The sequence below is a fragment of the Streptomyces narbonensis genome (assembly GCF_014649015.1).
Classification (GTDB): domain Bacteria; phylum Actinomycetota; class Actinomycetes; order Streptomycetales; family Streptomycetaceae; genus Streptomyces; species Streptomyces narbonensis.
On the sequence record NZ_BMSF01000014.1, the window covers coordinates 168,567 to 190,996 of the forward strand.

The following is a 22,430-nucleotide window of genomic DNA, read 5'->3' on the forward strand; positions in this document are numbered from 1 at the left end:
GGGTGAGGGACGGCTCAGTCGAGAACGATCGTCGTGAGCGCGCGCGGGGCGAGCCTGGTCGTGAGGGTCGTGCCGTGGGTGGAGACCACGTCCGCCGGGGTGATCGAGCGGGTCCCGTCGGTCACGTAGGCGTCGGGCTGCCGGTCGTGCCCACCGCGAAGGGTGAACTCGGCGGACTTCTCGGTGGTCGCGGTGTTGAGGATCTCGATGACGCGGCGGCCGTCGGTGTTGCGGAAGGCGGTGACGCTCAGGGCCGGGTCGGCGTTCGTGACCGGTACGCGAACGGCGCCGGGGCGGATGAAGCGGCTGAAGGCGGCCAGCGCCCAGTACCGCTTCGACACCCGGTAGTCGTCGCCGGGGTTGGCGAGCTGGATCAGCCCCCGGGTCGCGCCGAGGGACGCGCCGGTCCAGTAGACGTAGGCGTTGGCGTTGCCGACGGTCAGGGTGTTCTGGATGTCGGCGGCGACGGTGAGACCGTCGTAACCACTGCCGTCGTCCCAGTTCTCGTTCCAGGTGGTGCCGTCCGGCGACCATTCGGACATCCACACGTGCTTGTCGGTCGGCTGCGGGACCGTGGTCGCACCGCTGTATCGGTGGCCGGTGATGGTCCGCACAGCCTTGTCGGCCTCCGGGTCCGCCTCGATCGCCTCGGTGAAGGCGACCTGCCGGTCCCAGCCCGCGGCGTCGCAGCAGACCAGTTCCGTCTTCAGTCCGGAGGCGCGGACTGTCGGTCCGAGCACCTTGAGGAAGTCGACGGCCTGCTGCGGGGTGAAGCGCATCGAGGCGTAGGTCGCCGTCCAGTCGGGTTCGTTGGTGAACCCCAGGTCGGTGATCCTGATGCCTTCCCGCTGGTAGAACTTCGCGTACTTCACGAGGTAGTTCGCGTAGGCCTGCCGCCATGCGGGCAGGAGCTCGCCGCCGTCGTTCTCGCTGCCGTTGGTCTTCATGAATGCCGGGGCGCTCCAAGCGTCGGCGTAGAACCTCTTGACGCCGTACGCCTTGGCCTCCTTCGCCAGCCAGACCTGACCGCCGTCCCAGCCGTCCCAGACGTACTCCGGGGTGGCGTCCGGCCCCCCCCGGGGTCGGTGGGCAGGATCGTCGGCATGTGGTCGTAGACCCGGTCGGTCGACGACCCGATGCCCAGGCGCAGGATCGACAGACCCGCGCCCTTCTCCTTGCTGAGCAGCAGGTCGAGGACCTCGCGCTGCTTGGCGGGGCTGAGGCCGCGGGCGCCGTGCAGCAGGTCGGCGCGCTGGAAGGCCATGGAGAAGCCGAATCCGTCGATGGGCTGGAGTGCTGCCCGGAAGTCGATGGCGGGTCCGGCCTGCTTGGTCTGGGTGGCCTTGGCCCGGGTGGCCGCCGACGGTACGGGTTCGACGGCGGCCACCTGTGATGTTAGCGCTAACAATATGACGCCCGTCAAGGCGGTCAGATGTTTCACTGGCTCTCCTAGGGAGGGATGTCACGCGGTACGGGTCAGCCCTTGGTCGCGCCGGCGGTGAGGCCGCCGATCAGCTGGCGCTCCGCGACGGCGTAAAAGGCGAGGGCGGGGACCATGGCGAGCACGATGTAGGCGAGGACGAGCGCGAAGTCGGTCGAGTACTGACCCTGAAACTGCTGGACGCCGACCGGGATCGTCTGCCATTTCGGATCGCTGAACACCAGCAGCGGCAGGAAGAAGTTGTTCCAGCTCGCGACGACCGCGAGCACGGAGACCGTGCCGAGCGCGGGGCGCGCCATCGGCAGCAGGATCTGCCAGAAGAAGCGGAACTTCCCGCAGCCGTCCATGGTGGCGGCCTCCTCGATCTCCGCCGGGATGGTCCGGAAGAAACCGCGCAGGATCACGATCGTCATGGGAAGCCCGAAAGCCGCCTGCGGGAGGATCACTCCGAGCGGATTGTCGAGCAGACCGAAGGTCCGCAGCATGAGGAAGAGCGGCAGGACGGCCACCGCGAACGGAAACATCAGCCCGATGGTGAAGAGCGTATAGAACAACTCCCTTCCGCGGAAGGCATATCGCGCCAGAACGAAAGCCGCCATCGCGGAGGCCACCACGGTACAGACCGTGGTACCGATCGCGATTCCCGCACTGTTGGCGATCTGCCGCCAGAACATTCCGTCGCCGAGAATTCCGATGTAATTGCCGATCTTCCAGTGCTCCGGAAGTCCGAAGGGGTTGTTCGTCAGCTCCGCCGTGCTCTTGAAACCGGATATCACCGCGTAGAGCAGGGGTACGGCGACGAACGCGGAGATCAGCCAGACCACGGCGTGCAGCGACAGGCCGCGTACTGTCCGGCGGGCGTTCATCGGCCACCTCCCGAGGTAACGGCCCCGGTCAGATCGCGGCGGAGCACGTACCGCTGGTAGAAGAGCGAGAAGACGAGGCTGATCATGAACAGCACCACGCTGATCGCGCTGGCGTAGCCGACCTGGTACCGCTTGAAGCCGAACTGGAACATCGCGATGGCCATCGTCTCGGATGAGTGGTTGGGCCCGCCGGCGGTCATGACCCAGACGAGGTCGAAGAGCTGGATGGACCCGATGATCGACAGGAACACGCTGATGCGGATCGTCGGTCCGAGCAGCGGCAGCGTGATGTGCCGGAAGCGCTGCCAGGCACCGGCCCCGTCGATGGAGGCGGCTTCGAGGATCTCGGACGGGATGCTCTGCAGCCCGGCGAGGAACAGCATCATGTGGAAGCCGAAGTACTTCCAGATCATGACGACGAACAGGGTCGGCATGACCGTCGAGGGATCGGCGAGCCACTTGCCCTGGAGGCCCTCCAGGCCGAAGAAGCCGGCGAGGTGGTCTGCCATGCCCGCGCCGGGCAGGAAGATCATCGTGAAGAGGACCGCCGTGACGACCTCGGAGAGGATGTACGGCGCGAAGAACAGCATCCGGTACACGGCCCGGCCGCGGAGCTTCTGGTTGAGCAGGACCGCGGTGAACAGGGCGAACGGCAGCTGCACCAGGACCGACATGAGGATCAGGTACAGCCCGCGCCCCAGGTCGCCGAGGAAGACCTGATCGTCGAACAGTTTGGTGTAGTTCCCGAAGCCGACGAAGTCGTCCATGGGGCCGATCCCGCCCCATTTGAAGAAGCCGGTCCAGACGGCGACGACGATCGGGGCGAGGACGAAGACGAGGAAGAGGACCAGGGCCGGTACGAGGAACCAGGCGACGGACGCCCAGGCCGCCCAACGGCGGGGACCCGATGAGGACTTGGTCGGCGGGGGCGGGGGCGCGGCATCCTCCGTCCGTTCCTTGGTCAGGGTGGTCACGGAGCTAGGCACTCTTCGCAGCCTCGGTGATCGCGGCCGTGACCTGCTCGGGCGTCTTCTTGCCCGCTATGAGGTCGGCGACGCTGTCGTTGACCTCCTGGCCGACCGCCGGCGGGTACGCCTGGTCGAGGAAGAGCTGGAAGCCCGTCGCCTTGACCAGGGCTTCGGCCACCACCTTCTTGTTGGCGTCGGTGAGCTGGCTCTCCGCACCCTTGACCACGGGCAGGTAGCCGTTGGAAGCGAGGAGCTTGGACTCGTTGTCGAGGACGAAGAACTTCAGGAAGTCCAGTGCCTCCTTCGGAGCGCCCTTGCGCAGCGCGAAGCCGCCGCCGCCGCCGAACACCTCGGTCGCCTGTCCCACACCGCCGTCGACCGTCGGGAAGGGGAAGAAGCCCAGGTCCGCTCCGAGGTCGGCGCCCGCGTCCTTCTGCACCGACGGTCCCCACTGGCCCATCAGCTCCATGGCGGCCTTGCCGTTGCCCATGGTCGCGGCCTGGCCGCCCGGGGTGGCGTACCCGGCGCCGAGGAAGCCCGGCTGGAACGGCTGGAGGTCGACGAGCTCCTTGAGGTGGGCGCCCGCCTTGACGAAGCCGGGGTCGGTGAAGTCCTTGGAGGTCGCGGCCTTCTGGAGGGCGGGGAGTCCTGCGACGCGCATCGCGAGGTAGGCCCAGTAGTAGTGGCCCGGCCACTTCTCCTTGCCCGCGAGCGCGATCGGGGTGACGCCCGCGGCCTTGAGCTTCCTGACGGCGCCGAGGAACTCGGCCCAGGTGGCGGGCGGTGCGGTGATGCCCGCCTTGGCGAAGAGCTTCTTGTTGTACCAGAAGCCGACCATGCCGATGTCGTACGGGACTCCGTAGGTCCGGCCGTCGATCTGGTAGGCCTGGAGCGAGACCGGCGTGAGCTTGTCCGACCAGTCGAGGAGGTCGGTGATGTCCTCGACGAGGCCCGCATCGACCTGCTGCTGCAGCACGCCGCCACCCCAGGTCTGGTAGACGTCGGGGAGCTTGCCCGAGGAGGTGGTGGCGGTCAGCTTGGACTTGAACGCCTCGTTCTCCAGCGAGGTCGTGTTGATCGCGATCTTCGGGTGCGCCTTCGTGAACGCCGTGGAGATCTCCGGAAAGAGGGACTTGCCCGGCTCCGTCGTGGCGATGTTCCACCAGTCGAACGTCACCTTGCCGTCGGCCGCCGCCCCGCCGCCCGATCCGCCGGCCCCGCAGGCCGCCGTCATGGACACGGACAGTGCGGTCATGCCGGCGAGCGTCAGGAAGCTGCGCCGGCTCGGGGTGGTGCTGGCCATGGGACCTCCATGAGGGGGATGCGCTCGAAAATTTTTCGAAACACTCTCGAATTACGTGGTGCCATAAACTAGGAACGACGGGCAGCACGGTCAAGACTTCTCACCGATTTATCTCGGAAACCCCGCTGCAACATGGGTCTTGACAAGCCGTCATGCCGCCAAGAAACTCTTCGAAAGTTTGCGAAACCTGTCGTCGCACCGACCGACGGCGTCGAAGAGGAGAGAAGTTGAGCGAGCAGCGGGCGACTCTGGCGGTCATCGCCGCGGAGGCGGGGGTCTCACAGGCCACCGTCTCCAAGGTGATCAACGGCCGCTCCGACGTCGCGCCCTCGACGCGCCGACGGATCGAGGCTCTGCTGCGATCCCACAACTACCTCCAGCCCGGCCGGCAGAACAGGACGCGCAGATCGGGACTCGTCGACCTGATCATCGGCGGCCTGGACAGTGCCTGGGCGGTGGAGATCCTCCGCGGCGTCGAGGCCGAGTGCGCCGGCCGGGGCATCGGCACCGTCGTGTCGCTCGTCCCGCCGGGCGAGGCCACGCCGTCGAGCTGGTCCGCGGTGCCGGTCCAGCACCACAGCGACGGCGTCATCCTCGTCACCGCCTCCGTCACCGCGGCGCAGCGCGCCCAGGTCGAGCGGGGCGGGGTGGCGCTGGTCGTCATCGACCCGATCGATCTGCCGGACAACGGTGTGCCGAGTATCGGCGCGACCAACTGGGCCGGCGGACTCGCCGCCACCGAACACCTGCTTGAGCTGGGGCATCGCCGGATCGCCGCGATCGGCGGGCGCAAGGAGATGCTCTGCAGCCAGGCCCGCATCGACGGCTACCGGACGGCCCTGGAGCGGGCCGGGATCGAGTTCGACCGCGACCTCATCCGGTTCGGCGACTTCCAGCACGAGGGCGGATTCCGGTGCGCGCGCGAGCTGCTCGCCCTGCCCGAGCCGCCCACGGCCATCTTCGCGGGCAGCGACCAGCAGGCGATGGGCGTCTACGAGGCCGCTCGGCAGGCCGGGCTGAGCATCCCGCGGGACCTCAGCGTGGTCGGTTTCGACGACCTGCCGATGTGCGACTGGCTGTCACCACCGCTGACGACGGTGCGTCAGCCGCTGGAGGAGATGGGCCGGCTCGCGGCTCGCACGCTCTTCCAGCTTCTGGAGGACCAGCCCCTGGTCAGCCCCCGGATGGAGCTGTCGACCGAACTCAAGGTCCGCGTCTCCACCGCCCCACCCCGTTCTTAGGAGCACCCCCGTGACCGAGCCTTGGCGTGACCCCCTCCTGCCCGCTGCCGTTCGAGTCGCCGATCTGCTGAGTCGGATGTCGCTGGAGGAGAAGGCGGGTCAACTCGCCGGCTTCTGGGCCCTGCCGTCCGATCCGGGAGCGCCGGTGGCGCCGATGGAGGACGATTCCGGCGAACCGGCGCCCAGCCTCGACGACATCATCGGGCAGGGTCTCGGCCAGCTCACCCGGGTGTACGGAACGGCGCCGATCACCGCGGAGACCGGCATGGAGCGGCTCGCCGCGCTCCAGACGCAGGTGACGGAGGCCGGCCGCTTCGGCATTCCGGCCCTCGCGCACGAGGAGTGTCTGACCGGGTTCATGACGCTCGGGGCCACGGTCTTCCCCGGGCCGCTCGCCTGGGGCGCGTCCTTCGATCCCGGGCTCGTGCGGCGGATGGCCGCCGCCATCGGCGACGGGATGCGGCGGGTCGGCGTTCACCAGGGGCTCGCTCCGGTGCTCGACGTGGTCCGCGACTACCGGTGGGGCCGTACCGAGGAGTGCGTGGGCGAGGACCCCTACCTCGTCGGCGCGATCGGCACCGCGTACGTCCAGGGCCTGGAAGGCGCGGGCATCGTGGCGACGCTCAAGCACTTCGCCGGGTACTCGTCCTCGCGCGGCGGCCGGAACATGGCCCCGGTCGCCGTGGGGCCGCGCGAGTTCGCCGACGTGCTGGTCGAGCCCTTCGTCCGGGCGCTGCGCGAGGGCGGTGCCAGGTCGGTGATGAACAGTTACACCGACGTGGACGGCGTCCCCGTCGCCGCCGACGATCGGCTCCTCACCGGACTCCTCAGGGACGAGCTCGGCTTCGGCGGCACCGTCGTCGCCGACTACTATTCGGTCTCCTTCCTGGAGTCCCGGCACGGCGTCGCCGGATCGCGGGGCGCGGCCGGCGCGCTGGCGCTGACCGCCGGAATCGACGTCGAACTGCCCACGGCCCGCTGTTACGGCGAGCCACTGACCGCACTCGTCCGCTCGGGAGATCTGTCCGAGGCGCTCGTCGACCGGGCCGTGGAGCGGGTGCTGCTGCAGAAGGCCGAGCTCGGCCTGCTCGACCCCGACTGGGAACCCGTCAAGCCCGAGCCGGTCGACCTCGACCCGCCGGAGAACCGGGCGCTGGCCAGGATCCTGGCCGAGCGGTCCACGGTGCTGCTGGCCAACGACGGCATCCTGCCGCTGCGGCCGTGCCGGGTCGCGGTCACCGGGCCGTACGCGGACGATCCGCACGCCTTCCTCGGCTGCTACTCCTTCCCGAACCACGTCGCACTCCCCGGCGATCCCGGGGTGGAGATCCCGACGCTCGGCGAAGCGCTCGCCGCCGCCGGGTTCACGGTCACCGAGGAGGACCCGGAGGTGAACGTGCTGGTACTCGGCGACCGGGCCGGCATGTTCGGCCGGGGCACCTCGGGCGAGGGCTGCGACGCCGAGACCCTCGACCTGCCGGGCGACCAGGCCGCGCTCGCCGCCGAGGTCCTCGACTCCGGGGTGCCGACCGTCCTGGTCCTCGTCTCCGGACGCCCCTACGCGCTCGGCTCGCTCGCCGATCGGGCGGCGGCCGTCGTCCAGGCCTTCTTCCCCGGCGAGGAGGGCGGGACGGCGCTGGCCCGGATCATCAGCGGGGCCGCGGAACCGGGCGGGCGGCTCCCCGTCTCCCTCCCCCGCCAGGTCGGCGGTCAGCCCGGCACCTACCTGCACTCGACGTTGGGCGGTCCGACCGACTGGAGCTCGGTGGACCCGACGCCGCTGTTCCCCTTCGGTCACGGACTGAGCTGGACCAGCTTCGCCTACTCGGATCTCTCCGTGGATCCCGTCGCCGCGACGGACGGAGCCGTCTCCGTCGCGGTCACCGTGCGCAATGTCGGCGAGGTCACCGGGACGGAGGTGGTCCAGCTCTACCTGTCGGACCCCGAGGCGTCCGTCGTCCGGGCGAGACGCTGGCTCGCCGGATTCGGCAGGGTCGAGCTGCGGCCGGGCGAGGCCGCCCGGATCACCTTCTCCGTCCATGCCGACCGGACCTCTTTCACCGGGATCGACCTGCGCAGGAGAGTGGAGCCCGGAGAGATCGGCGTGGCTGTCGGACGGTCCAGCGGCGATCTGCCGCTCCAAGGGTCCTTCACCCTGCGCGGCCCCGTACGTCACCCGGGGGCCGACCGGGTCCTGTCCGTGCCGGTCGAGATCGTGCCGGTGTCGTGAGCGCGGCGTTCGGCGATCCCGTACTGCCGGGGTTCCGGCCCGACCCGTCCGTCTGCCGGGTAGGGGCGGACTACTACCTGGTGACGTCCAGCTTCGAGTGGTTCCCGGGGCTTCCCCTGTTCCACAGCCGCGATCTCGTGAACTGGCGACGTCTCGGCTCCGCGCTGGACCGGCCGTCCCAGCTCGACCTCGACGGGTGCGAGCCCTCACGCGGCCTGTTCGCGCCGACGATCCGGCACCATGACGGGCTCTTCCATCTCGTCTGCACGCTGATGGACGGCCCCGGCCATTTCGTCGTCACGGCGGCCGACCCGGCCGGACCGTGGTCGGAACCGTACTGGCTGGAAGGAGCGGGCTTCGACCCGTCGCTGTTCTTCGACGACGGGCCGGACGGAGACGGCCGGGCCTGGTTCACCGCCGCCCGCGTCCTGGACGAGGCCGCCGGCCGCACCGAGATCTGGATGCGTGAGTACCTTCCCCGCGAACGACGGCTCACGGGGCCCGAACACGTCCTGTGGTCGGGAAGCCGGCCGGGCGCACGCTGGTCGGAGGCCCCGCACCTCTACCGGATCGACGGTACCTATCTCCTGCTCACCGCGGAGGGCGGCACCGATGTGGACCACAGCGTGGTGGCCGCCCTCGCCGACCACGTGACCGGCCCGTACGAGAGCTCCCCCGGCAATCCGGTTCTGCCTCCCGCCCGGAAGGGCCCCGTCACCTGCACCGGGCACGCCGACCTCGTGCGGACCCCGTGCGGCGACTGGCGGGCGGTCCTCCTGGGTGTCCGCCCGGGCTCCGCCATCGGACGCGAGACCTTCCTCAGCGGGGTCACCTGGAGCGATGGTTGGCCGGCCTTCTCCCCCGTCGAGCACACCAGCCCCCGCCGCCGTCTCCACGACGACTTCGCCGCCCTCTCCACCGACTGGAGCACCCTGCGCACCCCACGTGCGCCGTTCTGGACCACCGGCGACGGGCTCCGCCTCCGGCTCCGTCCCGAACGCCTCGGCGAACGCACCGTCCCGTCCCTCCTGGTCCGCCCGCAGGAACAGCCCGACTGCGACGTGTCCACCGAGCTGCACTTCACTCCCGCGGCACCGGGCGAACAGGCCGGCCTCGCCGTAGTCGTCGACGACGACACCCACCTCCTCTTCCTTCGCACCGAGGAAGGGCTCGTCCTCCGCCGCGGGCCCGAGGTCCTGGCGGGCGTTCCCGTACCCCCGGGGCCCGTTCGCCTGGGGGTCCGCGTCCGGGGCTTCAGCCACACCTTCGCCCACGCGGCGCCCGACGGTGCCTGGCAGGACCTGGCCACCGTCGAAGCCACCTTCCTCACGCCGCTGTTCACCAGCGTCCAGCTCGGCCTCTACGCCACCTCCCACGGCCGCCCGTCCACGAACCAAGCCCATTTCACGTGGTTCGACGTCACGTATCCGCACCGCCCGGAGGCGCGTGACATCGGCGAACCGGAAAGGTGATCCGCGCCGAGAACTCCTTTTGAGACACGCGGCCCATGTCGAAACAATTTCGACAGGGGCCGCTTCGTCGTCGCGCTCCAGAATTCTCTCAGCGGATCGCCAGAAAGGACCCCACAGGTCACCTTATCGAAAACTCTTCGAAACACTTGACATGGCCCTGACCTGTTTCCAGACTGAATCCCGAGGCGCCGCCGCCCCTTCACCTGCGTGTCGCGGCACCGGCCTCGAATCACTGCGCCCTGATGGTCCGCGCCCTATTTCGACGGACGCGGACATCGCCCCGCGGAATCCTTCCGCCGCGCTCGCTTCCATCCGTGATTTCCGTCCTGGAGGTCCATTCATGCGTTCACACCCCATTCCCCCGTCCACCGTCCGCCGGAAAATCGGCGGCCTGTGCGCGGCGCTGATCGTCGGCGTCCTCGGTGCCGCCACCGTGCTGGTGGCGCCGCCGGCCTCACACGCCGCCGAGAGCACGCTCGGCAGCGCGGCGGCGCAGAGCGGCCGGTACTTCGGCACCGCCATCGCCTCGGGAAGGCTCGGCGACTCGACGTACACGACGATCGCGAACCGCGAGTTCAACTCGGTGACGGCCGAGAACGAGATGAAGATCGACGCCACCGAGCCCCAGCAGGGCCAGTTCAACTTCACCGCCGGCGACCGCGTCTACAACTGGGCGGTGCAGAACGGCAAGCAGGTACGGGGCCACACGCTGGCCTGGCACTCCCAGCAGCCCGGCTGGATGCAGAACCTCAGCGGCGGCGCGCTGCGCCAGGCCATGACCAACCACATCAACGGCGTGATGGCCCACTACAAGGGCAAGATTCGCCAGTGGGACGTCGTGAACGAGGCCTTCGCCGACGGCAGTTCCGGAGCCCGGCGCGACTCCAACCTGCAGCGCAGCGGCAACGACTGGATCGAGGTCGCCTTCCGCACCGCACGCGCCGCCGACCCGGCCGCCAAGCTCTGCTACAACGACTACAACGTCGAGAACTGGACCTGGGCCAAGACCCAGGCCATGTACGCCATGGTCCGGGACTTCAAGCAGCGCGGCGTGCCCATCGACTGCGTCGGCTTCCAGTCCCACTTCAACAACGACAGTCCGTACAACAGCAACTTCCGCACCACCCTGCAGAGCTTCGCCGCCCTCGGCGTCGACGTGGCCATCACCGAACTCGACATCCAGGGCGCCTCGGGCACGACCTACGCCAACGTGACCAACGACTGCCTGGCCGTCCCGCGCTGCCTCGGCATCACCGTCTGGGGTGTCCGCGACACCGACTCCTGGCGAGCCGAGCACACGCCGCTGCTGTTCAACGGCGACGGCAGCAAGAAGCCCGCCTACTCCTCCGTTCTCAACGCGCTCAACTCCGGCTCCCCCAACCCCAACCCCACTCCGACCCCCTCCCCCGGCTCCGGAGCGATCAAGGGAGTCGCCTCGGGCCGCTGCCTGGACGTACCCGGTGCCGTCACCACCGACGGCACCCAGGTCCAGCTGTGGGACTGCAACAACCGCACCAACCAGCAGTGGACCCATACCGCCGCGGGTGAGCTCAGGGTCTACGGCGACAAGTGCCTGGACGCCGCCGGCACCGGCAACGGCGCCAAGGTCCAGATCTACAGCTGCTGGGGCGGCGACAACCAGAAGTGGCGCCTCAACTCCGACGGATCCATCGTCGGCGTCCAGTCCGGCCTCTGCCTCGACGCCGCTGCCAACGGCACCGCCAACGGCACCCTGATCCAGCTCTACTCCTGCTGGAACAGCGGCAACCAGCGCTGGACCCGCACCTGACCTGCCACGGCGAAAGGGTGAACCGATGAAGACCTACGCTGCGGCAGCCCCCACCCCTCCACAAGGACATCGCTGGTGGTCGCGGTTCGCCGTCGTGATGGCGGCGGCACTCGCGCTCGGCACGCTCGTGGTGGCGAAGCCGACGCCCGCCGAGGCGGCGACGGTGGACACCAACGCCTCGTACGTCCTGGTCAACCGCAACAGCGGCAAGGCGCTGGACGTCTACGGCGCGTCCACCGCCGACGGCGCGCGGGTCAGCCAGTGGACGCGCAACGACGGAACCAACCAGCAGTGGCAGTTCGCGGACTCCGGCGGCGGCTTCTACCGGCTCAAGGCCCGGCATTCGGGGAAGGTTCTCGACGTGGCCGGCGCCTCGACCACCGACGGTGCCGCGATCCAGCAGTGGGCCGACGGCAACGGGGCCAACCAGCAATTCCGACTGGCCGACTCCGACGCGGGCTACGTCCGGCTGATCAACCGCAACAGCGGCAAGGCGGTGGAGGTGCAGGGTGCCTCCACCGCCGACGGCGCCAACGTCGTCCAGTACACCGACTGGGGCGGTGCCAACCAGCAATGGCAGATGGTCAAGCTGTCGTCCGGTGGCGGCGCCTGCGGCAGCGCCCCGACTCTGACCAGCGGTACGCACACGATTCAGAGCGGCGGCAAGAGCCGCAGCTTCATCCTCAGGGTTCCCGTCGGCTACGACAACGCCCGTCCCTACCGGCTGATCTTCGCGTTCCACTGGCGGGGCGGAACCGCCGGCGAAGTCGCCTCGGGCGGAACGAGCGGAAACGCCTGGTCCTACTACGGTCAGCAGGAACAGTCGGACAACAGCGCGATCCTCGTCGCCCCCCAGGGCCTCGGCAACGGCTGGGCCAACTCGGGCGGTGAGGACATCACCTTCGTCGACGACATGATCCGGCGCATCGAAGGCGGCCTCTGTGTCAACACGGCGCAGCGCTTCGCCACGGGGTTCAGCTGGGGCGGCGGCATGAGCTACGCACTCGCATGCAGCCGGGCGAACGTCTTCAGGGCTGTCGCGGTCATCTCCGGCGGCGAGATCAGCGGGTGCAGCGGCGGCACCCAGCCCATCGCCTACTTCGGAATCCACGGCATCGGCGACTCCGTCCTCAACGTCGCGCAGGGACGGTCCCTGCGCGACAGGTTCGTCCGCGCCAACGGCTGCACTCCGCAGAGCCCGCGCGAACCCGCGCCGGGCAGCCGGACGCACATCACCACCACCTACTCCGGCTGCCGTGCCGGGTACCCGGTCCAATGGGCCGCGTTCGACGGCGGCCACATCCCCGGTCCGGTCGACGGCTCCTCCGGCGAGAGCGGCGTCGCGACCTGGACCAAGGGAGAGATCTGGAGGTTCTTCGCACAGTTCCAGTGACACGCCCGTACCAGCGAGGGGAGCCAGGATGATCCTGGCTCCCCTTCGTGCGGTCAGACGGAGGGAGAATTGCCGTAGTAGGCGTCCGGGCCGTGCTTGCGTGTGAAGTGGCGGTCCAGGAGGTGCTGCGGAGGCTCGACCGTGCCCAGCGCGATGGTGTGGAGGGCCATCTCGGCCACCGCCTCGCAGATGATGGCGTGCTCCAGAGACGCGGTGGCGTCGGCGCCCCAGGTGAAGGGGCCGTGGTGGGCGACCAGGGCACCGGGGACCTCGCGGGCCCGGGTGTCGTCACGGCCCAGCAGGTCCACGATGACCTGGCCGGTGTTGTACTCGTAGCCCGTGGCGCACTGCTGGGGGGTGAGGGCCGCGGTGACGGGGACGGGACCGTTGAAGGTGTCCGCGTGGGTCGTGCCGAGCACCGGTATCGGACGCCGGGCCTGGGCGAAGGCGACGGCGTGGGTGGAGTGCGTGTGGGTCACGCCTCCGATGGAGGGGAAGGCCAGGTAGAGGCTCCGGTGCGTCTCCGTGTCGGTGGACGGTCGCAGGTGGCCCTCCACGACGCTTCCGTCGGACAGGGAGACGACGACCAGGTCCTCCTCGCTCAGCACGTCGTAGGCCACACCCGAGGGCTTGATGACGAAGACGCCGGCCTGTCGGTCCACACCGCTCACGTTGCCCCAGGTGAGGGTGGCCAGACCGGCCCGGGGGATGCGGAGGTTGGCCTCCAGCACCTCCCGGCGCAGTTCCTTGGAGACGGCGGTGGTCACGGAGGGCTCCGTCCTCGTGGGGATGGATGGGGTGGCGGGGGTGCTCACAGGCTCTGGGCCAGACGGTGGTACGCCTGGTTCCAGCGCAGCTCGCGCGTGAAGGTCCGGACCGTGGTGTCCTCGTCGATGACGGCGAGTTCGGTCCGCAGCATCTCGGCGAGGTCGTCGAGCTCCTCGCCGCCGAGGGCGGTGGTCAGGACGGTGTGGTGCGGTGCTCCGGCCGTCAGCCAGGCCTCGGTGGAGGTGCGCAGGTCGGGACGGGGGCGCCAGACGGCCCGGGCGACGGGGAGCTTGGGCAGCGGCTCGGGCGGCGCGACGACGTCGATGTGGTTGGCGACGAGGCGGAACCGGTCGCCCATGTCGGCGAGACCGACGACGACGGCCGGACCGGGATCCGCGTCGAAGACGAGTCGGACCGGGTCCTCGCGTCCGCCGATCCCGAGCGCGTGGATCTCGCAGCTGGGCGTGGCCGTCGTGAGGGAGGGGCAGACCTCCAGCATGTGGGCGCCGAGGATGAGTTCCCGGCCTGGCGTGAGGTCGTACGTGTAGTCCTCCATGAAGGAGGTGCCGCCGGGCAGGCCGTGAGCCATCGCCTTCAGCGCGCGCAGCAGGGTGGAGGTCTTCCAGTCCCCTTCGCCGCCGAAGCCGTAGCCGTCCGCCATCAGGCGCTGCACGGCGAGGCCGGGCAGCTGGCGCAGGCCGCCGAGGTCCTCGAAGTTGGTGGTGAAGGCGCGGAACCCGCCTTCCGTGAGGAAGGTGCGCAGACCCGCTTCGACGCGGGCGGCGTAGCGCAGGGATTCGTGGCGCTCGCCGCCGGGCCGCAGCTCTGGCGTGAGGGCGTAGAGGTCCTGGTACTCCTTGACGAGGGCGGTGACGGTGTCCTCTTCGGTGGCGTCGACCACGGCGACGAGGTCGTTGACGCCGTACGTGTTGACCGAGACCCCGAACCGCAGCTGCGCCTCGACCTTGTCGCCTTCGGTGACGGCGACGTCGCGCATGTTGTCGCCGAACCTGGCGAGTTTGAGGGTGGTGAGTTCGGAGCGGCCGACGGCGGCGCGGGCCCAACCGGCGATGCGGTCGACGACGTCGGGGGCGGAGACGTGGCCGGCCACGGTCTTGCGCGGGACACCGAGGCGGGTCTGGACGAAGCCGAACTCGCGGTCGCCGTGGGCGGCCTGGTTCAGGTTCATGAAGTCCATGTCGATGGTGGACCAGGGCAGTTGGCGGTTGGCCTGGGTGTGCAGGTGGAGCAGGGGCTTGCTCAGGGCGTCGAGGCCGGCGATCCACATCTTGGCCGGGGAGAAGGTGTGCATCCAGGCGATGAGGCCGATGCAGCGGTCGTCGGCGTTGGCCTCCAGGCAGATCGCGCGGATGGCGGCCGCGTCGGTGAGGACCGGCTTCCACACCACGCGGACGGTCATCCGTGGCTGCCTGGCGAGGGTGTCGCAGATGGCACGGGACTGGTCGGCGACCTGAGCCAGGGTGTCGTCCCCGTAGAGGGCCTGGCTGCCGGTGAGAAACCAGATCTCGCGGTCGGGCTGGGCGAGCGTCATGTCGGGTGTGCTCCTCGGAGGTGCTGGGGCGGAGAGTTCGGGCCTACGGGGGGAGGCGGGCCGGGTCAGTCGGTGGTGGCGGCACGTGCGGTGTTGCGGATCCGTCGCAGGCGGTGCAGGAGGAGGTCTGCTCCGGTACCGAAGTGGTCGTGCAGGGCGCGGTACTCCTGGAACAGCGCGTCGTAGGCGTCCGCCCGTGCGGGGTCGGGCACGTACGCATGGCGCTGGACGCTGCCCATCACGGAAGCGGCGGAGCGGACGTCGGGGTGGGCGCCCGCGGCGACGGCGGCGTGGATGGCGGAGCCGAGCGCCGGCCCCTGCTCGGAGGTGCCGACGGACACGGGTCGGCGCAGCACGTCGGCGTAGATCTGCATGAGCAGCGTGTTCTTCCTCAGTCCACCGGTGACGATGAACTCCTCGACCGGGATCCCGCCGCCCTCGAAGGTCTCGACGATCATCCGGGTGCCGTAAGCGGTGGATTCGAGCAGGGCCCGGTAGACGTCCTCGGGCCGGGAGTCGAGGGTGAGGCCGGCGATGACGCCGGAGAGGTGGTGGTCGACCAGGGTGGAGCGGTTGCCGTTCATCCAGTCCAGGGCGACCAGCCCGTGCGCGCCGACCGGCTGGTCCGCGGTCTTGCGGGTCAGGAGTTGGTGGAGGTCCTCGCCGGATGCCTCGGCCTCGGCGCGGTAGTGGTCCGGGACGCCCTGGCGGAGCCACCAGGCGAAGATGTCGCCGACCGCGCTCTGACCGGCCTCGTAACCGTAGGCACCCTCGACGATGCCTCCGTCGACGACCCCGCAGATGCCGGGGACTTCGGCGAGTGTGGCGCCGTTGAGTACGTGGCAGGTGGAGGTGCCCATGATGGCGAGCATCCGGCCGTTCTCCACGGCGCCCGCCGCGGGTGCGGCCACGTGGGCGTCGACGTTGCCCGCCGCGACGGCGATGCCCTCGGGGAGACCGGTCCAGTGGGCGGCCCGGCTGCTCAGGGTGCCGACACGGGAGCCCAGCGGGGAGAGGGGATGTTCCAGGCGAGTGGCGGGGAAGTCGGCGAAGTCCGGGTGCAGTCCGGCGAGGAAGTCGGGCGAGGGGTAGGTCCCGTCCTGGTGGATGCCTTTGTAGCCGGCTGTGCAGGTGTTGCGGGACTCGGTGCCGGTCAGCTCCCAGACGATCCAGTCGGCCGCCTCGATCCAGCGGGCGCAGGCGGCGTAGACGGCCGGGTCCTCTTCCAGGACCTGCAGGGCCTTGGCGTACTGCCACTCGGCGGAGATCTTGCCTCCGTACCGTGCGATCCACTTCTCGCCGCGTGCGTGAGCGAGGGCGTTGATGCGGTCGGCCTGGGCCTGGGCCGCGTGGTGCTTCCACAGTTTGGGCCAGGCGTGCGGGCGGTCGGCCCATTCGGGCGTCAGGGCGAGCGGGGTGCCGTCCGGGGCGGTCGGCAGAACCGTGCAGGCGGTGAAGTCGGTGGCGACGCCGATGACGCGGGCCGGGTCGACTCCGGCGTCGGCGAGCGCCGCCGGAACGGCGGTACGCAGGACGTCGCGCCAGTCCTCGGGGTGCTGCAGTGCCCAGTCGGGGGGCAGGGGGGCGCCGGTGGAGGGAAGGTGGTCCTCGATGACTGCGTGGCGGTACTCGTGGACCGACGAACCGAGTTCTGCACCGTCCCGGACCCTGACCACGACGGCGCGCCCGGAGAGGGTGCCGAAGTCGACTCCGATGGTGCATGCCTCGGGATGGTGAGGGGCTGCGGGGCCGGAAGGGATGTGTGTGGTCACGATGCGGTCTCTCTCGTCATGAACAGGGCCAGAGGAGCACCCTGATTGTTAACGCTCACAATTGACTTGGACAAGAGTTGCGTGCAGTTCTGTCGAACTTTCGGCAAGAAGAGGGGCCTCTGAAGTGAGCGCTCACCTGCCGTCCAGAGGCAGCCCAGGCGTCGCGACCGGCCCGGCGGGAGGGCCGAGCGGACGGAAGGGTCGACGGAGCGCTTGCGCGGGCGGACGACGCGCGTGCGCCGGCGGACGCCAGACATCAGGCGGCAGGCCGCAGGCCCCAGACATCAGACATCAGACATCAGACAGGAGACCTGTCACCGGCCTCCACGTGAGGGCCGCCAGGAGGTGGCGGCGAGAGCCCGCCCCGCGTCAGGATTCGTTCGAGGGGCGCGTGCTCGCGCGCATGATGAGCTGCGGTTCCACCAGGAGGTGCTCGGCCTTCCGGGCGCGACCCTCGATGTGGTCCACCAGGAGCCCGATGCTCCGGCGCCCGATGGCGGCGAAGTCCTGGCGGACCGTCGTCAGCGGCGGAGGGAAGAACTCGGCCTCCGGAATGTCGTCGAAGCCGGCGACGGCGACCTGCCCGGGGGTGCGGATCCCCCCCTCGCGCAGCGCCCGCAGGACGCCGAGCGCCATCTGGTCGTTGGCGACGAAGACGGCCGTGACCGGTGTCGCCCCACGGCGGGCCAGGGCGAGTCCGGCGAGTTCCTGCCCCGCCCGGTACCCGGACAGCGGGCTCCAGTCACCCGTCAGGACGCGCGGAGGGCGGATGCCGCTCTCCTCCAGGACGGTGCGCCATCCCGCGGTGCGGGCCTCGCTCTCCAGCCAGTCGTCGGGACCCGCCACGTGCCATACGTTGCCGTGCCCGGCGGCGAGCAGGTGCTCCGTGACCATGCGCGCGCCGAGCTCCTGATCCAGGGAGACGCCGGGCAGGTCGAGCTGATGTCCACCCTCCACGGTGACCACGGGGAAGGGTGCGTCCAGCTCGGCGAGCGCCTGCACGTGCGAGCGTTGCGGGGTGATGGCGACGACGCCCTCCACACCCCAGGACGCGAGGTGGTCGATGGCGTCCTTGAGCCCCTGCCCCTCTCCGGTGCGCAGGCTGACGGTCGAGACGAGGTAGCCCTGCTCCCGGGCCGCCTCCTCCAGGCCGGTCAGGGTGCTGGCAGGGCCGTACAGGGCGGTGTTGACGGCGATGACACCCAGCGTCCTCGTGCGGCGCGTCACCAGGGCGCGTGCCGCGGAGTTGCGACGGTAGCCCAGCCGTTCGATGGCCAGGGTGACCTGTTCCCGCGTGGCCGCGCGCACGTTGGGGTGATCGCTCAGCACCCGGGAGACGGTCTGGTGGGAGACCCCCGCCTCTCGTGCGACGTCGGCCATCGTCGGCGGGCGGACGTCTTCCGCGGGATGCGCCACGTTCGCCTCCCTTCTCCCTGCTTACGGCTGTGTATCGATACGAGAAAAACCTTAGCGCCTCTTGTATCACGCTGTTGTGAGCGCTAACAATCAACCTCGACCGGGGCGCCGACGTCCCGGCCACCCAGCCGGAACGGCGCCGTCCCGGTGGTGCGAGGTCGCGCGCCGCCGCCGAACCCGTCCCTCGGCCGGAGCCGCCCTCGACGACGGGATTGCCAGGTAAGCCATGAAGAAGTTCCGATCCGCATCCGCCCTCCTGGCCGTGACCACCGGCTGTGCCCTGCTCCTGACAGCCTGCGGGCAGAACAGCGAGGGCGGCAGCCAGGAGTCGAAGGACTCGAAGGACCACACCATCGGCATCGCGATGCCCACCAAGTCCTCCGAGCGGTGGATCGCCGACGGCCGCAACATGACCGAGAGCCTGAAGAAGGCCGGCTTCGCCACGACCCTGCAGTACGGCGAGGACGACCCCGACCAGCAGGTCGCCCAGATCGAGAACATGATCACCCAGGGCGTCGACGCCCTGGTCGTGGCCGCCATCAACGGCGAGGCCCTGTCCAACGTCCTGCAGCAGGCGGCCGACGCCCACATCCCGGTCATCTCCTACGACCGGCTCATCCTGGGCTCCCCGCACGTCGACTACTACGCCTCCTTCGACAACGAGAAGGTCGGCGAGCTCCAGGCCACGTACATCGTCGAGAAGCTGGGGCTGAAGGCCGGCCCGAAGAAGGGCCCCTTCAACATCGAGTTGTTCGCCGGGTCCAACGACGACAACAACACCAAGTACTTCTTCAACGGCGCCATGAAGGTGCTGAAGCCGTACATGGACAAGAAGCAGCTGGTCGTGCGCTCCGGGCAGACCCAGCTGAACCAGGTCACCACGCTCAGGTGGGACGGCGGTACGGCCCAGAAGCGCATGGACGACCTGCTGACCTCCGCGTACGCCTCCGCCCGGGTCGACGCCGTCCTCTCCCCCTACGACGGCATCTCCATCGGCATCCTGTCCGCCCTGAAGTCCGACGACTACGGGAGCGCCGCCAAGCCGCTGCCGGTCGTCACCGGCCAGGACGCGGAGGTCGCCTCCGTGAAGTCGATCATCGCAGGCCAGCAGACGCAGACCGTCTACAAGGACACCCGCGCACTCGCGCAGGTCGCCGCAGACATGGTGACCGCCGTCCTCGCCGGCAAGAAGCCCGAGATCAACGACGACGCCACCTACGACAACGGCAAGAAGGTGGTCCCGGCCTTCCTGCTCGATCCGGTCAGCGTCGACAAGACGAACTACCGGAAGGTCCTGGTCGACTCGGGCTACATCAACGCCCAGGAACTGCGGTGACTCCCGCCCCGGCCCACTCCCCCAAGGTTCCCGTCTCCGCCTCGTCCCCGGCCGGCCCCGTCCTCGAGATGCGGTCCATCGTCAAGACCTTCCCCGGGGTCAGAGCACTGTCCGACGTGACCCTGTCCGTGGAGCGCGGCGAGGTGCACGCCCTGTGCGGAGAGAACGGTGCCGGCAAGTCGACGCTCATGAAGGTCCTGTCCGGCGTCCACCCGCACGGCACCTACGAGGGCGAGATCCTCTTCGAAGGCGAGCCGTGCCGGTTCAAGGACATCAGGGCCAGCGAGCAGCGCGGCATCGTCATCATCCACCAGGAGCTCGCACTCGTTCCCCATCTGTCGATCGCCGAGAACGTCTTCCTCGGCAACGAGCCGTCCCGGCGCGGGATCATCGACTGGCACGAGGCGCTGCGCCGTGCTTCCGAACTGCTCAGGCGGGTCGGGCTCGACGAACACCCCGAGACCCGGGTCGCCGACATCGGTGTCGGCAAGCAGCAGCTCGTGGAGATCGCGAAGGCGCTGGCGAAGAACGTCCGCCTGCTGATCCTCGACGAGCCCACCGCGGCGCTCAACGACGAGGACAGCGCGAAGCTGCTGCGGCTGATGCGCGAGCTGAAGAGCCAGGGCATCACGTCGATCATCATCTCGCACAAGCTGAACGAGATCGCCCGGATCGCCGACTCCGTCACCATCCTGCGCGACGGGCGCTCCATCGAGACCCTCGACGTCAGGGACCCCGCCACCACCGAGGAACGCATCATCCGCGGCATGGTGGGGCGGGACCTCGACAGCCGGTTCCCCGACCGCACGCCGTACGAGGGCCCGGCCGACGCCGCCCCTGTCCTGGAGATCCGGGACTGGACCGTACGTCACCCCCTCGACCGCGGCCGCAAGGCCGTCGACGGGGTCTCGCTCCAGGTCCGCCGCGGGGAGATCGTCGGCGTCGCGGGACTCATGGGTGCCGGCCGGACCGAACTCGCGATGAGCGTCTTCGGCCGTTCCTACGGCCACTACGAGCAGGGCACCGTGCTCAAGGACGGCCGCGAGGTACGGACCCGCACGGTCCCCGAGGCGGTCGCCCACGGCATCGCGTACGTCACAGAGGACCGCAAGCACTACGGGCTCAACCTCGGGGACTCCGTGAGCCGGAACATCTCGCTCGCGTCCCTCGGCGCCCTCGCCCGCCGCGGCGTCGTCGACGGGCATGAGGAGCGCAAGGTGGCCGAACGGTACCGGCGGACCATGAACATCAAGGCTCCGAACGTCCTCGAACCGGTCGGCCGCCTTTCCGGCGGCAACCAGCAGAAGGTCGTCCTCAGCAAGTGGATCCTCGCCGGACCGGACGTCCTCATCCTCGACGAACCCACGCGCGGAGTCGACGTCGGAGCCAAATACGAGATCTACACCGTGATCGACCGGCTCGCCGCCGAGGGCAAGGCGATCCTCCTCATCTCCTCCGAACTGCCCGAACTGCTCGGCATGTGCGACCGCATCTACACCATGGCCGCAGGCCGGCTGACCGGCGAGGTCACCCGCGCGGACGCCACCCAGGAAGTCCTGATGCGGCACATGACGCAGGACACCCCCGCACCACCGGCGGTCACCGCAGGCGCCGCCTCCAACGAAGGACACCAGGCATGAGCACCGACGTCAGCACGAAAACGACCACACCGGCGCCCCCGGGCCGCGGGGCTCCGTCCACCGGGGCACCGCTGGTCCGAATTCTCCTGGACGGTGTCCGGCGGAACATGCGCCAGTACGGGATGCTCTTCGCACTCGGCCTGATCGTGCTCCTCTTCCAGATCTGGACGGGCGGCGACCTCCTGCTGCCGCGCAACGTCTCCAACCTGGTGCTGCAGAACAGCTACATCCTCATCCTGGCCATCGGCATGATGATCGTCATCATCTCCGGCCACATCGACCTGTCCGTGGGCTCCCTGATGGCCCTGGTCGGTGGCATCGGGGCGGTGCTCATGGTCGAGCACCATGTGGCCTGGCCCGTCGCGGTGCTCCTCACCCTGCTGCTGGGAGCCGCCGCCGGCGCCCTGCAGGGCTTCTTCATCGCGTACGTCGGAATACCGTCGTTCATCGTGACCCTCGCCGGCATGCTGCTGTTCCGCGGACTCACGGAGATCTTCCTCAAGGGTCAGACGCTCGGCCCGTTCCCGGACGGACTGCAGAAGGTCGCCAACGGCTTCCTGCCGGAGGTGGGGCCGCAGACCAACTACCACAACGGGACCCTGCTCCTCGGCCTGGGACTGGTCGCCTACGTGGTCTTCCAGGAGGTACGGGACCGCCGTCGCCAGCGCGAATTCGCTCTGGAGCCACTCCCCACGGGCCTGTTCGCGCTGAAGCTGACGGCACTGGTCGCCGCTGTCCTGGTCACCACCCTGCTGCTCGCCAGCTACAAGGGCGCCCCCGTGGTCCTCCTGATCCTGGCCGTGCTGCTGGTCGGCTTCGGTTACGTGATGCGCAACGCGGTGATCGGCCGCCACGTGTACGCGATCGGGGGGAACCTGCCGGCCGCCAAGCTGTCCGGGGTCAAGGACAAGAAGGTGACCTTCGCGGTGTTCCTCAACATGGGAATGCTCGCGGCGCTCGCCGGGCTCGTCTTCGCCGCGCGCTTCAACGCGGCCTCGCCGAAGGCGGGCGTCAACTTCGAACTGGAGGCCATTGCCGCCGCGTTCATCGGCGGGGCGTCGATGAGCGGTGGAGTCGGGACCGTCCTGGGAGCCATCATCGGCGGCCTGGTCCTCGGCGTGCTCAACAACGGCATGAACCTCGTCGGGGTGGGCACCGACTGGCAGCAGGTCATCAAGGGCCTGGTGCTCCTCGCGGCGGTCGGCTTCGACGTGTGGAACAAGCGCAGGGCGGGTGCCTGACA

At 69.4% G+C, this 22,430-nt stretch carries 17 protein-coding genes; 8 read left to right on the forward strand and 9 right to left on the reverse strand.

Annotation, left to right across the window (positions count from 1 at the left end; all coding sequences use genetic code 11):
- Positions 1–14: 14 nt before the first annotated feature.
- The 5 genes from IE124_RS25545 to IE124_RS25560 all read right to left on the reverse strand — a co-directional run bounded on the left by IE124_RS25545 (position 15) and on the right by IE124_RS25560 (position 4,578).
- Entirely contained in the window at positions 15–1,016 is a 1,002-nt protein-coding gene (locus IE124_RS25545) for a glycoside hydrolase family 30 protein (protein WP_229832862.1), read from the reverse strand.
- Entirely contained in the window at positions 944–1,387 is a 444-nt protein-coding gene (locus tag IE124_RS35075) for a glycoside hydrolase (RefSeq protein WP_229832870.1), read from the reverse strand. Before IE124_RS35075 ends, IE124_RS25545 begins: the two co-directional genes overlap by 73 nt.
- A gap of 89 nt (positions 1,388–1,476) precedes the next feature.
- Entirely contained in the window at positions 1,477–2,307 is an 831-nt protein-coding gene (locus IE124_RS25550) for a carbohydrate ABC transporter permease (RefSeq protein WP_189510669.1), read from the reverse strand.
- Positions 2,304–3,281, reverse strand: coding sequence for a carbohydrate ABC transporter permease (locus IE124_RS25555; protein ID WP_370468820.1), 978 nt, complete (start codon positions 3,279–3,281; stop codon positions 2,304–2,306). Before IE124_RS25555 ends, IE124_RS25550 begins: the two co-directional genes overlap by 4 nt.
- A 4-nt stretch (positions 3,282–3,285) precedes the next feature.
- Positions 3,286–4,578, reverse strand: a complete 1,293-nt coding sequence (locus IE124_RS25560) for an extracellular solute-binding protein (protein WP_229832853.1) — start codon at positions 4,576–4,578, stop codon at positions 3,286–3,288.
- Positions 4,579–4,805: 227 nt separating this feature from the next.
- Here IE124_RS25560 and IE124_RS25565 point away from each other — a divergent pair, with 227 nt between their 5' ends.
- The 5 genes from IE124_RS25565 (at position 4,806) to IE124_RS25585 (ending at position 12,703) form a co-directional block, all read left to right on the forward strand.
- Positions 4,806–5,819 (forward strand): LacI family DNA-binding transcriptional regulator, encoded by a 1,014-nt coding sequence (locus IE124_RS25565; protein WP_189510675.1) that lies wholly within the window; start codon positions 4,806–4,808, stop codon positions 5,817–5,819.
- A 10-nt stretch (positions 5,820–5,829) separates the two neighbouring features.
- Positions 5,830–8,049: a beta-glucosidase gene (locus IE124_RS25570; protein WP_189510679.1), complete on the forward strand. Its 2,220-nt coding sequence runs from the start codon at positions 5,830–5,832 to the stop codon at positions 8,047–8,049.
- A complete protein-coding gene (locus tag IE124_RS25575) occupies positions 8,046–9,521 on the forward strand; it encodes a glycoside hydrolase family 43 protein (RefSeq protein ID WP_189510682.1) in 1,476 nt (491 codons plus the stop codon). The genes IE124_RS25570 and IE124_RS25575 overlap by 4 nt, the downstream gene beginning before the upstream one ends.
- 340 nt (positions 9,522–9,861) lie before the next feature.
- Complete coding sequence (locus IE124_RS25580) at positions 9,862–11,310, forward strand: endo-1,4-beta-xylanase (protein ID WP_189510685.1); 1,449 nt, start codon at positions 9,862–9,864, stop codon at positions 11,308–11,310.
- A 94-nt stretch (positions 11,311–11,404) separates the two neighbouring features.
- On the forward strand, positions 11,405–12,703 hold the full coding sequence (locus tag IE124_RS25585) for an RICIN domain-containing protein (protein WP_370468823.1): 1,299 nt from the start codon (positions 11,405–11,407) through the stop codon (positions 12,701–12,703).
- A 53-nt stretch (positions 12,704–12,756) separates the two neighbouring features.
- Here IE124_RS25585 and araD read toward each other — a convergent pair whose 3' ends face one another.
- The 4 genes from araD to IE124_RS25605 all read right to left on the reverse strand — a co-directional run bounded on the left by araD (position 12,757) and on the right by IE124_RS25605 (position 18,211).
- Positions 12,757–13,470, reverse strand: coding sequence for an L-ribulose-5-phosphate 4-epimerase AraD (gene araD, locus IE124_RS25590; RefSeq protein ID WP_189510691.1), 714 nt, complete (start codon positions 13,468–13,470; stop codon positions 12,757–12,759).
- Between the two features lie 44 nt (positions 13,471–13,514).
- Positions 13,515–15,023, reverse strand: coding sequence for an L-arabinose isomerase (gene araA, locus IE124_RS25595; RefSeq protein ID WP_189510694.1), 1,509 nt, complete (start codon positions 15,021–15,023; stop codon positions 13,515–13,517).
- A gap of 65 nt (positions 15,024–15,088) precedes the next feature.
- Complete coding sequence (gene araB, locus IE124_RS25600) at positions 15,089–16,795, reverse strand: ribulokinase (RefSeq protein WP_189510697.1); 1,707 nt, start codon at positions 16,793–16,795, stop codon at positions 15,089–15,091.
- A gap of 369 nt (positions 16,796–17,164) precedes the next feature.
- Positions 17,165–18,211 carry a LacI family DNA-binding transcriptional regulator gene (locus IE124_RS25605; protein WP_015037908.1) on the reverse strand — a complete coding sequence of 349 codons (1,047 nt, stop codon included), beginning with the start codon at positions 18,209–18,211 and terminating at the stop codon, positions 17,165–17,167.
- 226 nt (positions 18,212–18,437) lie between these two features.
- On the opposite strand from IE124_RS25605, the gene chvE reads away from it, so the two are divergent.
- Genes chvE through mmsB form a run of 3 tightly spaced genes read left to right on the forward strand, consistent with a single transcriptional unit; the run spans position 18,438 to position 22,428 of the window.
- Positions 18,438–19,547 (forward strand): multiple monosaccharide ABC transporter substrate-binding protein, encoded by a 1,110-nt coding sequence (gene chvE / locus IE124_RS25610; protein WP_189510700.1) that lies wholly within the window; start codon positions 18,438–18,440, stop codon positions 19,545–19,547.
- Positions 19,544–21,187, forward strand: coding sequence for a multiple monosaccharide ABC transporter ATP-binding protein (gene mmsA / locus IE124_RS25615; protein WP_370468821.1), 1,644 nt, complete (start codon positions 19,544–19,546; stop codon positions 21,185–21,187). The genes chvE and mmsA overlap by 4 nt, the downstream gene beginning before the upstream one ends.
- The gene (gene mmsB / locus IE124_RS25620) at positions 21,184–22,428 is read left to right on the forward strand and encodes a multiple monosaccharide ABC transporter permease (protein ID WP_189510703.1); all 1,245 of its coding nucleotides are present in this window, start codon (positions 21,184–21,186) and stop codon (positions 22,426–22,428) included. The genes mmsA and mmsB overlap by 4 nt, the downstream gene beginning before the upstream one ends.
- Positions 22,429–22,430: the final 2 nt, after the last annotated feature.